This is a genomic window from Psychrobacter sp. S4(2024) (genome assembly GCF_036861305.1).
In the GTDB taxonomy this organism is placed as follows: domain Bacteria; phylum Pseudomonadota; class Gammaproteobacteria; order Pseudomonadales; family Moraxellaceae; genus Psychrobacter; species Psychrobacter cryohalolentis.
Genome location: NZ_JAZAQR010000004.1, coordinates 173,228 through 186,632, shown reverse-complemented (window position 1 = coordinate 186,632; position 13,405 = coordinate 173,228). Strand labels below are relative to the sequence as shown.

Genomic DNA, 13,405 nt, shown 5'->3' with positions numbered 1-13,405 from the left:
TCACTAAAAACTAAATAACATACTAATGTTGCCAAATTTCGCAATTAGATTGGTTGTAGCAATAACTTATCCCTATAATAAAGCCCTAAAAAATATATAATCTATCTCATCATACCCTTAACCATTCAAGGACTGGATTTTTATGAGTAATAATGAACAAATAACTTCCTCTGACAATACCCATTATCTGCATCATACTTTTTTTGAGCCGAGCCATAGTGATACTGTCATTAGTGCAACCCTGCTGATTGTACACGGCATGGCAGAGCACAGCGGGCGTTATGCAGACGTGGCGCAATTTTTAGCCGATCACGGTATTGCGGTCGCCACTTATGACCAGCTTGGTCATGGAAAAACTGTTAAATCAGCCAAAGACTTGGGGTTTTTTGGTGAAGAGCATCCTGTGCAGTCATTATTAAAAGATGTCATCGTCATGGCGGACAGCTTAAAAGCGCGTCATCCGAATGTACCACATTTCGTCATGGGTCACTCTATGGGCTCGTTTATCGTCCGTAACGTCCTTAAACATCATGCGCGTAACTTTACTGGTGCTATTTTAATGGGCACAGCGGATGCCAATCCATTGATCAAAGTATTATTGCCGGTCAATAAGTTACTGACAAAAGCGGCACCTAAAAAGCCAAATGCCCTATTTGCTAACGTGATGAATAAAGTACTCAATAGCAAGCTTAATAATCGTATTTCTTCATCAAAGTTTGCGTGGTTAAGCGAAAATCCTGCCGCTGTTGAAGCTTATGAAGCCGATCCATTGACGGGTTTTGATTTTACCAATAACGGCTTTATGACCCTCTTTACACTGATGAATGCAGGCTTGCATAAAAACTGGGCAATGACGATTGCCAAAGATTTTCCAATGTTATTAATCAGCGGAGAAAATGACCCAATCGGTGATATGGGTCGCGGTATTCGTAATATTGCCAATCGCCTAGACAGACAACATTTTGATCATGTCTCTGTGCAGCTCTACCCTCATATGCGCCATGAGCCGCTACATGAACAGAATAAAGAGCAGGTTTACCAAGACATCTTAGGTTGGATAAATAGCAACACTTAAGCCCATAAAATCCCGAAATTATAGTATCGTCTATCACGTTTGCTAAAAGTCGCCAAATTAGCGACAATACGGCAAGTTTTTATTTACCTTCATCAATTCTAGGAATGTTTATGTCATTACAACAAACCATCGAACAAGCTTTTGAGAACCGCAACGAGTATAGCCCAGCAACCATGCCACAAGATGTCCGTGATGCCATCAATCAAGTACTTGAGCAGCTAGATAACGGCACTTTGCGCGTTGCAGAAAAAAAGGATGGGGAATGGGTCGTCAATCAGTGGGCAAAAAAAGCTGTCTTGCTATCGTTCCGCTTAAATGACAACTACGTTCAAGCAGCGGGCGAGCATGTCCAGTTTTATGACAAAGTACCAACCAAATTTGCGGATTGGACAGAAGCGCAGTTTAAAGAAGCTGGCGTGCGCGTTGTACCGCCAGCCGTTGCACGTAAAGGCTCTTATATCGCGCCAGGCACCGTATTAATGCCATCTTATGTTAATATCGGTGCTTATGTCGACCAAGGCGCTATGGTAGATACCTGGGCAACCGTTGGTTCATGTGCTCAAATCGGTAAAAACGTCCATCTATCAGGCGGCGTCGGTATCGGTGGTGTTCTAGAGCCATTACAAGCCAATCCAACCATTATTGAAGACAACTGCTTTATCGGTGCACGTTCTGAAATCGTCGAAGGCGTGATTGTTGAAGAAGGCGCGGTCATCTCAATGGGTGTCTATATCGGTCAGTCAACGCGTATCTATGATCGCGAAACTGGCGAGACTCATCGTGGTCGCGTACCAGCAGGCTCAGTTGTTGTGCCAGGTAGCTTGCCTTCTGAAGATGGTACGCATAGCTTGTATGCAGCTATCATTGTGAAAAAAGTCGATGCGCAAACCCGTGCTAAAACATCCGTAAATGAGTTATTACGTTTAGCTTAAATTTGTATTACTACTCATATAATTATTGATTAAAAAGTCTGAATAAAAAAAGATGCTGAAGCTTTGTGCTCCAGCATCTTTTTTGTTGTTAGATAGCAGCTTAATAGAGGACTTTACGTTATAATCTTTGTCTTGTTTGGGCGCTGAACTTCCGAGCATTAAACAGATTCTTAAACCTTTTTTATTTGATATGTGCTCGATGGCACAATCAATCCTTAACTGTATTTGAAATATTATGAGTGAGTTACCTTTACGCACCGCTGCCATCCCTGTTACTGACCCTGAAGCGGGGTTACGTTTGACGGAGATTTTTTATTCTTTGCAAGGTGAGGCACTGACTTCAGGTTTACCAACGATATTTGTACGCTTGACCGGCTGCCCGCTACGTTGCGTTTACTGCGATACCGAATATGCCTTTAGTGGCGGCGAACGTCAGTCGCTTGAGACTATTATGGCGACTATTGCCAGCTTCCCTTGTAAGCGTATTTGCTTAACCGGTGGTGAGCCTTTAGCCCAGCCTAACGCTATTGAATTGATGAAGCGTCTGCTCAATGAGGGTTATGAGATTTCTCTTGAAACGGCAGGTGCACTGACGGTCGAAAACGTCCCGTCAGCGGTCAGCAAAGTGATGGATTTGAAAACCCCAAGCTCAGGTGAAGTTGATAAGAATCTTTGGTCAAACCTCGATTACCTCACTCAACATGACCAAATAAAATTTGTCATCATGAATCGCACCGATTATGACTGGGCAAAAGCGAAGCTTATCGACTATAAGCTCGATAAATTGGTCGGTACCGTGTGGTTTTCACCAATGTTTAATGTGGCACATGAAGATACGGCAAACGACAATAGCCCAGAAGTGCCAGTACTCGCACGTGAGCTTGCCGAATGGATGTTAGGCGACGCCCTACCTGTACGTTTTCAATTGCAACTACATAAGATTATTTGGGCGGATGCCAAGGGCAAATAGTCTCTAAAATCTGAATGGATTCTCAAATAAATAGCAAGCCAAGGAAGAAAGGGATAGCTATGATCAAACTCATTTTATTGGGCTTATTAGCGGGAGCGTTTTTTAGCTCCACCTTTATATTAAATGAGATGATGAGCAGTGCTGGTGGGCACTGGTTTTGGTCAGCTAGCCTACGCTATTTATTTATGTGGCTCATCATTACTGTCCTGATTGCGATGCAGCATGGTTTTGGACGTATTAGAGAATTGAGCGCTATCTTCTTTCAGCATTGGCGATTTTGGTGTATCACCGGCAGTATCGGCTTTGGTGTGTTTTATACGGGTATTTGCTATGCTGGCGACCACGTTGCCGGCTGGGTGGTTGCAGCAACCTTTATGTTTACGGTGGTGACAAGTTTATTGGTGTTGGTGGCATTTGGGCAAAGATTTGATAAAAAGTTTATCATTTATGCGCTACTCGTCTTTATCGGCGTAGTGATGGTCAATGTCAGTGAAGGCTTACATGGATCCACTCTCGCTGATACCGTACCTATGGCTGATATGCTGCTATATGGCGCACTGCCTGCACTGATTGCAGCATTCAGTTATCCGATTGGCAATCAGCTGGTGTGGCAAGTGTCTCATAATTCGCGCAAACACAGTGCTGAGCAGCAACAGGCTCGTGATAGTCTTCAGCCAAATGACACTGATGATAACATTGACACTCATACCCAACGCATCATTACCGAAGCCCCTATCCTACCTATCGATAGACAAGCTGCGTCACGCTTACAAAATCTCATCGCGCGCATTCCTGCGATTGAAACAACCTTATTACAAAATGCCTTTAATAAAGTCTGGTTAATGACCCTCGGTAGTTTGCCGTTTTGGTTATTATTGGGCTTAATCATACGTCCTGAGCAACCGGCGACCACACAGGTGTTTAATACGTTACTGGTAGCAGTACTCGCAGGTGTGGCGGCGACGAGTATATTTTTATATGCCCGTGAGCAAGCAGTAACATCGAGTGAGGTGGCAGGCGTAGATTCTACTCAAGCCAGTGAAGTAATATTTGCTTTAATTGGCGGCATGTTATTACTGAATAATGCCCTTCCTTCTACACTGGGCTTGGTGGGTATTGCGCTTATCATTCTGGGACTGATATTATTTGCCAAAGATGGTTAAGGCTCAAATATAGCGATGATAAATAACTTTATTTTCCCCGATATCCTGCTGTATGTTTTGGATATGGTTGGGATCATCGCCTGTGCTATCGCTGGCACATTACTCGCGCAGCACAAAGGTTTTGATATTGCAGGCTGCATATTAGTTGCACTGGTCAATGCTATCGGCGGTGGTACACTACGGGATATGGCACTTGATCGCCACCCCTTATTTTGGATGACAGATCTCAATTACGTCATTGTGATTACTGCCACCTCTCTTATCTTGCAAATGTTTTTTCATCTGTATCATAAAATTGATAACGCGCTTAAGTTCTTTGATGCTATTGGTCTAGCAGCCTTCAGTGTGATTGGCTTTAAAGTGGGATTGACGCAAGACATAGCGCCAATGATTGCTATTATGATGGGGGTTTGGACAGCCATTATTGGTGGTTTATTGCGTGATATCATTTGTAATGAGATTCCGCTCGTACTACAGCGTGAGATTTATATCACTGCCAGTATTGCAGGCTCATTGACGTATTTGGTGCTCGACTACTGGGGGCTAGACGCGACAATAAACGAATTTATAATGCTATTTATCATCTTTGCCATACGTATGCTGGCATTGAAATTCGATTGGCACTTGCCTTCCATTCGTTTGATCGATTAACAGATTAGCCAGTTTTTACGATGAGCGAAGAAACTAGTAGCACTGTAATCTCAGTGCTTTAATGAGAATAACTCATGCCCATTATTGCCTTAGATTCGGATTTGATTACTACCTTTAACCCGCGCTCACTGATTTATTTGTTCGATATGATTGGTATTGTCGCTTGTAGTATTTCAGGGACGATATTAGCTAAGCATAAAAATTTCGACGTGTTCGGCTGCTTGCTGGTATCGATTGTGACGGCTATCGGCGGAGGTACGGTGCGCGATGTGATTTTGGATCGTCACCCACTGTTTTGGATGGTAGATATGAGCTATTTGACAGTTATTACCATCTCTTCACTGGTGATGCAGATATTCTTTCACCCCAATTCTAGACGCGTTGATACATTTCTTAAACTCTCTGACACTATTGGTCTGTCAGCCTTCACCTTAATCGGTATAAAGGTGGCTGATAGTATGGGCGCAAATATGCCGGTGGCGCTATTACTCGGGGTTATTACGATTATTGTCGGCGGTATCATCCGCGATATGATCTGTAATGAAATTCCGCTGGTGCTACAGCAAGAGATTTATATCACCGCCGCTTTAACAGGTGGTATCTTTTACTTTGCGCTACACCATATTGGCGTGACCGCTTGGATTGCTGATATCTCAGCAATGGCAACGATTTTTACCTTACGCATGCTTGCTATTCGCTATGATTGGCAGTTTCCGACCATTGAATGGAAATATTAAAGCATAGAAATATTGACGCTTAGTGACTATTAGCGCAGTTACTATCTGTACCGTTAAGCATCTAGTTCTCTTCGACCGTCTCTTTTACCAGCGCCAAATCTTTTATCATTAACTGCAAGCTTTGTTTGCCATTCCATTCATTGATGTCCAGCTCAAACAATATATGTACTTTTTCGGCACGGTAATCCCAAGCACTGCTATCAAAATTAAATTGAATCGCCTCAATCGGATACTGTACATCAGGATAACGTAGCGACAGTTTAAGGTGTTTATCCTTTAACACTTTAAAGTTCAACACTTCAAACACCCCATCAAATATCGGTGGCGCAAACCCATGTCCCCAAATACTAGACTCTGCAAGATGCTCAGCAAACCATAAGCTAAAATCACTTGCTTGCAAAGCACCATCGGTGAATTTTTGCTCAGCGAATACCTCATCCTCCATCTGTGCCAGCACCGCGTTAAATGCTGTCACAAAGGCATCAAAATTGCCTCGTTTCAACGTCAGTCCTGCTGCCATGGCATGACCGCCAAAATGGCTGATTAAATCAGGATGACTCTCGGCAACTTGTTCAATGGCATCACGAATATGCACGCCAGCAATAGAACGTGCTGAGCCTTTGATGGCATCTTCAGCACCTGTACGTTCAGTATTCGCTGGCGCAAAGACAATGCTCGGCAGATAATGGCTTTCTTTCAAACGTCCTGCGACGATACCGATAACACCTTGATGCCAGTCATCTTGATATAACACAATACTACGGGTATTAGTGCTCTTCTTCTCAAGCCTATGCTGAACGATAATATCATCGCTTTCTTCAACATCCGCTTCAATACTTATATTAGTAGCAGCTAATGCTTGGACGATATTATCCGCTTGCGTACGCATCTCACCTTCTACTTGGCGACGCGTACGATTCAGCTGCTCAAGCTCTTGTGCCAATCGCTGCGCCGTTGCCCAATCATCTGCTAACAAGCATTCAATACCGATGCGCATATTATCCATACGCCCAGCCGCATTAATACGTGGACCTAAGACAAAACCGAAATCTTGCGCCTGTAGTTTTTTGGGATCTCGACCCGCTTGCTCGAGTAACGCTAGTATGCCAAGAGAACCACGTCCTTGACGAATAGCCGCTAAGCCATGATGGACCAAAATACGATTGTTTTTATCAAGTACGCCCACATCAGCAATCGTACCAAGCGCCACTAAATCCAAATATTGACTGACTTGTACGGTAGATTTGCCAGCATCGCGGCGCAGCTTTGCCAGTCGTCCGAGTACGTAAAAAGCTACCCCAACACCTACCAAAGCTTTACTGGCAAAAGTGCAATCAAGCTGATTGGGATTGACTACCGCTTCAGCAGGTGGGGTTTCTTTAGTCGTCAGATGATGGTCAGTGATAATGACAGTAATGCCATCAGCCTGCGCGCGCGCCACGCCTTCATGGCTTGAGATACCATTATCTACCGTGACAATCATTTGCGGTTGATAAGTTTTAATACCCAATTCGACAATCTCTGGCGTCAACCCATAACCGTATTTAAAACGGTCAGGGACTAGAAAATCAACCTTGGCACCCATGGCGGTTAAAGCGCGCATCATAAGCGCCGTACTGGTTGCGCCATCACAGTCAAAGTCACCAACGATCAGAATACGCTGACTGTCATCAATAGCGATATCTAATAGATCTACCGCTGCAATGATACCTTTTAGCTGCTCCGCAGGTAGCAGGCCAGCGAGCTGAGTGTCAAGCTCATCTGGCTGCACGATACCGCGACCGGCATACAGACGAGCAAGGGTAAATGAGTGGGCGGCAAGTGGTTGCAACGCGGCGGGCAACTCGTCAAGGCGAGTACTGGTATTACGGGGAGTTAAATTTAGCATAGACGTATTCTACTGGCTTTAGCAAGCGCTCACAATATCAATTTAGAGGTAATGTTTGGCATGTCGGTGCAAGGTTAGAGATTGCTTATACCTTTATCATCACGTAATTTACGTTGTACTCACCATACACCTAAACTGCGTGTATTTCTTAATCTCACTTTTTACATTCGCCATCATTTACAAAAACGGTGCAGATTACTCCTATTTTTCAGCATTTTGCTACAAAGCAGCGATTGTATGGTATTTATAAATACATAAAAATGGTAGGCATCTTATAAATCGCGCAGATGCTTTTTAACTAGGCAGTATTTGATACTTGCTTGCTTATTGATTGTTTCTTTTTTCATTATTTTAAGGATATTTTATGAAAACCACCCCTTTAGCTGAAAAATTACCGAATACCATTGATCCAAGTCTAGACCTTGAACAAGTAAAAAAAGAATGTCTGGCTATGGTCAAAAGACGCGCTAGAGTTTCTGCTGGTGTTGCTATCGTTCCGGTACCATTTTTTGATGTGGCAGTCGATGCTAGTATGCTGACAATGCTACTACCTGAAATCAGTGAGCGCTTTGGTTTACTCGAAGATCGTCAAGCAGCGGTAGACTTAGAGTCACGTGCTATTCACTGGAGCGCGCTAAAAGACCGTACCGTCGACTTTGCAGGCTTGATGGCAACCCGTGGTATCGTTAAAAAGACTGTGCAAGGCTTTGGTGGTCGTATCGCTGCCAAGCAAGTCACCAAGTTTATTCCACTGGGTGGTCAACTGGTTGCGGGCACCATGGGCTATATGATTTTCAAGAAAATCGCTACTGACCATATCAATGAGTGCTATAACTTAGCCAAAGATATTCAGCAAAAGCAGCATGGTAAAAATGTCTAAAGTGCTATTTTAAATAAAGACGTTACCTATCGCTTAATAAAAAAAGCCCTGTACCTAACAGGGCTTTTTTGTGCCACCTATTTAATGAACCGTAGCGTTTTAAAGCTAATGATTTATGTATGTGGACTTTGCATAAGTGAACCTCTTTATCTGCAAAGCAAAATTAGATTGTGATACAGAAATGTTGCCAAAAGGAATCAGTACAATAGTATTGCATCATTGATATTAGAACAGAGATAATATATTATAAGATTCATTTAAAATGAATCTTATAATTTCGGTTAACGATTTGACTTTTAAATGTTGAGTCACTGCGTTTTATTGGCTCATTCGGCGGTTCAGAATTTTGATTATCGTTATTAATTTCGTTCATTAATCTTAAATCACTAAATACTATCAATGTGAATATTCACTAAAGGATCCACAATGGCGTCACTACAAACATTAGCAATCGTCAAAGCAACGGTACCGGTACTCGAAGAGCATGGAACCGCGATTACTACTGTATTTTATAAGAATATGTTTCATGAGCATCCTGAACTACTTGATATTTTTAATGAAACCAATCAAAAGCTTGGTCGTCAACAGACTGCACTGGCAATGACGGTTTTGGCAGCGGCTAAACATCTAGAAAACTTAGCGACATTATTGCCGCAAGTGACGCAAATCAGCCATAAGCATCGCGCCTTACAAATCCTACCAGAGCACTACCCTATCGTTGGCAAGCATCTGCTTGCTGCCATCAAGGAAGTATTGGGTGATGCAGCAACTGACGATATCCTTACGGCTTGGGCAGAAGCTTATGATGAGATTTCCTCGATATTTATCCAAATCGAGCACGGTATGTATGAGCAGGCAATATGGCAAGGCTTTGCACCGTTTATAGTAACGGCAAAAGTAGAAGCAGCGACTGATATCGCCGCCTTTACCGTCGTCCCGGTAAATGACCATTTAGTAAACAATCAGACTATCGATTTAAGCAAGATTAAACTGTCTGCTGGTCAATACATTACCGTAAAAACAGACCCAGCAGACAGCGATCATATCGCTCTGCGTCATTACTCTTTATACTCAGCCAATAGCGATCAAGGTATCCAGTTTGCAGTTAGACGTGACAATCGCAATGAGCATAACGGTCTAGTGTCTAATTATTTACATGATCATCTAGCCGTCGGTGACACCGTTTTATTGTCGGCACCGGCTGGTGATTTTGAGCTAGACCAAGATTTGGTGCAGCAAGACGATATTCCCTTGGTGCTGATCAGTGCTGGCATTGGCGTGACACCTATTTTATCCATGTTAGAAGCTCAAGTTACCGCCAATCCAAAACGTCCTATCGTTTGGGTTTATGCTTGCCAAAACCAAGAGCATCATGCTTTTGATAGTGAAGTTAATAAACTATTGGCTGCTGCGATAAACGTAGAAAAGCACATTTTTTACTTTGAGTCTGGGCAGATTCTGAATGAAGCTTGGCTTAGCAATTTGCCTAAACTTGCTGATATTTATGTTTGTGGTTCCATGCCTTTTATGGAAAGCATTATTGATAGCCTGATCATCCTTGACCATGTCCTTGATAACATTCATTACGAACCCTTTGGTCCCAAAATGAGTATAGAGCTGGCTTAAGGTTATAAGCAATTGTTAATGACAAAATAGCATTACTGGGATGGTTTTTTGAAGCTTCTGCATCGTTTTCTTCGAGCAAGCGATAAAAAACTATCTCGGTAAATTGATATTAAAATCTGCTCTATTTTTATTTATTTTCTAATGCATAACCTCAATCATATCTTACAACTCCGCTTATGAAATCCCTGTCAGCCATGTCATTCTTATGGTATAAAGTATGTCTGATGCTATATATAGCTCAACATTAATAAGATGAGTACAAGGTTATGATTACGGTTGAAGGGCTTGTAGCTGAGATACAGCAGCGCGTAGAGAATTATAATAATAACGACTATCCGCTTAATAAAAGAGCCGTCGCTAACTATGATTTATTAGACAGCTGTCATCACATACTGGCTGAAGATATCGTCTCACCTTTTTCGGTACCAAGACAGAACCTATCCGCGATGGATGGTTATGCGATTGCTAAAGGGACTAAGCTTGCAACAAATACCACCATCATCATCATCGGCGAATCGCAAGCTGGTAGCCCTTATAATGGTGATATCCAGTCAGGTCAAGGAGTACGCATCTTTACTGGTGCGGTCGTACCTGATGAATGTGATACCGTTATCATGCAAGAAAACACCAATTTTGCCGCGATAAAAAGCAGCATTGATAAATCAAAGCCATACTCCATCATCCTTAGCCAAACGGCTCAGTCTGATGACCATATTCGCAAACAAGGCGAAGAAATTGTAGCGGGAGAAGCCGTTTTATTTAAAGGTAAGCGGCTGAATCCTGCTGATATCAGCTTGCTGGCTAACTTAGGCTTTGATAAAGTCAACGTCTATCAGCCTTTAATCGTTGGTGTATTCGCGACAGGCGATGAGCTAGTGGCGATTGGCAATGAGCTTAAAAGTTTGGCGCAAATCTATAACTCTAATACCCCCACTCTTAAAAGCCTGCTCTCTGATTTACCAATAGCTATTCAAGATTATGGGATTATCCCTGATGATTTAGACAAAACGACGGCTGCTGTCACTCAAGCCATGCAAGAGTGTGACGTACTGATCTCTACCGCTGGTGTATCCGTTGGTGATTATGATTTTTTGACCACCGTCATTGAGCAATTGGGCAAGATTAATCACTACAAAGTCGCGATGAAACCTGGTAAGCCGTTTGTCTTTGGTGAGCTGACACAAAACCTTGCCAAGCCTGTCTTATATTTTGGTTTGCCTGGTAATCCACTATCGACGGTCGTTGGTACGCTACAGTTTGTGACTCCTGCTTTGTGGAAAATGGCAGGCTTGTCTCATTCAGAGCGACCTATGCAATTAACAGTCATGGCAACACTTAAAAACGATATTAAAAAATCAGCGGGTCGTAAGGACTTCCAAAGAGGCGTTTTAACCCAAGATGAAGCAGGCAGTTTTTACGTTGAAAGCTTTACCAAACAACAATCACACCGTATCAAACAGCTGAGCCATGCCAACTGCTTTATCGTATTGGCACAAGATTCTGGCAATGTAGCCGCTGGCGAAAGCGTACAAGTGCAACCTTTCCCTTGGATATAGTGAATGTCGCTTAAAAATGATACAGTGAATAAACCTCTATGCTATAAGCCGTGTAAAACTTAACATTTATTATCTAACTGCTACTCTGATGTTAGTCACTAATTGAATGACGGTTGATTGTTATTTGTAGTTAATCCGCCATATTTATACCTGAATAGCCTATTTCACTCACAACCTGAGGCAACGCTTAAAAGTACACACTATATTTTATATTAATGGTAATCATCTATGAACCATCTTGCCCCCACCATAGGAAATGCTCAACTGTATTCGCCTACTGCTGCATCTAATTTTTTTGATGATCATTTACCATCGAAATTGGCGGTTTTGTCTACTGATTCTGCAGCTAACCTAGCTCAACCATTATTAGCTCAACTATTAACAGATGGCTTTGCACGACGTTTGACCTATTTACGTTTATCGATTACTGATTTCTGTAATTTTCGCTGTGAATATTGCTTGCCCCATGGCTATCAAGGCAAACCTCCACAAGATGAGCTTAGTGTCGCTGAAATTGCTACGTTAATCCGCGGATTTGCTCAAGTTGGCACCAAAAAAGTCAGGATTACGGGCGGTGAGCCTTCTATACGCCGTGATGTGGTAGACATTATTAAAACAATCAAAAACACTGAAGGCATTGAAACCGTTGCCATGACCAGTAATGGTTATAAGCTTGGTAAGCATTTGGCTAGTTGGCAGGCAGCCGGACTAAATCAGCTTAATATCAGTATGGACAGCTTTGATGCCGCTACTTTCCATAAGATGACTGGCTTTGATATGTTGCCGCAACTTTTGGCTGATATGGATACCTTGCTGGCAACCACCGATATTAAGCTTAAAATAAATAGCATTCTGATGGCAGAAACTGCCTTTGAAAACTTAATGAATGCCATTGATTATGTCAAAGATAGAGCAGTCACTTATCGCTTTATTGAATTTATGCAGACCAGTGACAACAGCGATTTGTTTTTTGCTCAGCATGCCCAAACCGACATCATTACCAATTATCTGATAGAAGACGGCTGGCAAACCCATGAACGCGGCAGTAACGACGGTCCAGCAATTGAATACAGTCATCCTGATTATAAAGGGCGTATCGGCCTGATTGCCCCATATGCAGCCCATTTTTGTGACAGCTGTAATCGCCTGCGGGTTAGCAGTCAAGGCAAGGTGCATCTTTGCCTATTTGATCAAGGCAATTACGACATTCGTGAGCATTTGCAGCAAGATGATGTTGCAGGACTGGTCAGTACTTTACATAGTTTTATGCCCATTAAACCTGAGCACCATCATCTTCATGACTCGAACAGTGGCATTATGAATAACTTGTCGATGATTGGTGGTTAATTTATCAGCAATACTTTTCATAATAAGCATATTTATCAAGGAACATTCATGAGCAAGCTGCAAGCACCTTTTACCCCACTTAATCTCGCGATATTAACCGTTTCTGACAGTCGTACGATGGCAGAAGACAGCTCAGGACAATATCTGGTCGATCAGTTAACCGCAGCAGGGCATCAGCTTGCTGATCGTCAACTGATTACCGACGATATCTATAAGATTAGAGCCGTTGTCAGCGGCTGGATTGCGGACCCAAATGTTCATGCAGTGATTACCACTGGCGGTACGGGGTTTTATATTAGAGACAGCATTCCAGAGGCAGTCAGCGTCTTGTTTGACAAGTCAGTAGATGGTTTTGGTGAGATGTTCCGCTTAATATCAAAAGACGATATCGGCATGTCTACCATCCAATCTCGCGCCGTAGCTGGCATGGCAAATGGCACAGGCATTTTTTGCTTACCCGGCTCATCAGGCGCTTGCCGCACTGCTTGGGAAGGTATCTTACAAGAGCAGCTCGATAACCGCACGCGTCCTTGTAATTTTGTCCCGCACTTTATGCGTACCAACCCCGGTCACGATTAAT

General features: G+C 42.8%; 12 protein-coding genes. 11 read left to right on the top strand and 1 reads right to left on the bottom strand.

Annotated features, from left to right (window positions below; all coding sequences use genetic code 11):
* The first annotated feature begins 142 nt into the window (after positions 1-142).
* From VLA57_RS11550 to VLA57_RS11525, 6 genes are all read left to right on the top strand, one after another.
* Positions 143-1,075 (top strand): alpha/beta fold hydrolase, encoded by a 933-nt coding sequence (locus tag VLA57_RS11550; RefSeq protein ID WP_133105189.1) that lies wholly within the window; start codon positions 143-145, stop codon positions 1,073-1,075.
* A gap of 110 nt (positions 1,076-1,185) precedes the next feature.
* A complete protein-coding gene (gene dapD, locus VLA57_RS11545; protein ID WP_133105190.1) occupies positions 1,186-2,007 on the top strand; it encodes a 2,3,4,5-tetrahydropyridine-2,6-dicarboxylate N-succinyltransferase in 822 nt (273 codons plus the stop codon).
* Positions 2,008-2,242: 235 nt separating this feature from the next.
* Positions 2,243-2,977, top strand: coding sequence for a 7-carboxy-7-deazaguanine synthase QueE (gene queE, locus VLA57_RS11540; RefSeq protein ID WP_133105191.1), 735 nt, complete (start codon positions 2,243-2,245; stop codon positions 2,975-2,977).
* 59 nt (positions 2,978-3,036) lie between these two features.
* Positions 3,037-4,140, top strand: a complete 1,104-nt coding sequence (locus tag VLA57_RS11535; RefSeq protein WP_133105192.1) for a multidrug resistance efflux transporter family protein — start codon at positions 3,037-3,039, stop codon at positions 4,138-4,140.
* 15 nt (positions 4,141-4,155) lie between these two features.
* A complete protein-coding gene (locus tag VLA57_RS11530) occupies positions 4,156-4,791 on the top strand; it encodes a trimeric intracellular cation channel family protein (protein ID WP_133105193.1) in 636 nt (211 codons plus the stop codon).
* A 74-nt stretch (positions 4,792-4,865) separates the two neighbouring features.
* The gene (locus VLA57_RS11525; protein ID WP_133105194.1) at positions 4,866-5,528 is read left to right on the top strand and encodes a trimeric intracellular cation channel family protein; all 663 of its coding nucleotides are present in this window, start codon (positions 4,866-4,868) and stop codon (positions 5,526-5,528) included.
* Positions 5,529-5,589: 61 nt separating this feature from the next.
* Here VLA57_RS11525 and recJ read toward each other — a convergent pair whose 3' ends face one another.
* A complete protein-coding gene (gene recJ / locus VLA57_RS11520; RefSeq protein ID WP_133105195.1) occupies positions 5,590-7,416 on the bottom strand; it encodes a single-stranded-DNA-specific exonuclease RecJ in 1,827 nt (608 codons plus the stop codon).
* 364 nt (positions 7,417-7,780) lie between these two features.
* On the opposite strand from recJ, the gene VLA57_RS11515 reads away from it, so the two are divergent.
* The 5 genes from VLA57_RS11515 (at position 7,781) to moaB (ending at position 13,404) form a co-directional block, all read left to right on the top strand.
* Positions 7,781-8,296, top strand: coding sequence for a hypothetical protein (locus VLA57_RS11515; RefSeq protein ID WP_133105196.1), 516 nt, complete (start codon positions 7,781-7,783; stop codon positions 8,294-8,296).
* Positions 8,297-8,722: 426 nt separating this feature from the next.
* On the top strand, positions 8,723-9,922 hold the full coding sequence (locus VLA57_RS11510; protein WP_133105197.1) for a globin domain-containing protein: 1,200 nt from the start codon (positions 8,723-8,725) through the stop codon (positions 9,920-9,922).
* 266 nt (positions 9,923-10,188) lie between these two features.
* Positions 10,189-11,478 carry a molybdopterin molybdotransferase MoeA gene (locus VLA57_RS11505; RefSeq protein ID WP_133105198.1) on the top strand — a complete coding sequence of 430 codons (1,290 nt, stop codon included), beginning with the start codon at positions 10,189-10,191 and terminating at the stop codon, positions 11,476-11,478.
* Positions 11,479-11,706: 228 nt separating this feature from the next.
* Complete coding sequence (gene moaA, locus VLA57_RS11500; protein WP_133105199.1) at positions 11,707-12,825, top strand: GTP 3',8-cyclase MoaA; 1,119 nt, start codon at positions 11,707-11,709, stop codon at positions 12,823-12,825.
* Positions 12,826-12,873: 48 nt separating this feature from the next.
* On the top strand, positions 12,874-13,404 hold the full coding sequence (moaB, locus tag VLA57_RS11495) for a molybdenum cofactor biosynthesis protein B (protein WP_133105200.1): 531 nt from the start codon (positions 12,874-12,876) through the stop codon (positions 13,402-13,404).
* Position 13,405 lies beyond the last annotated feature (1 nt).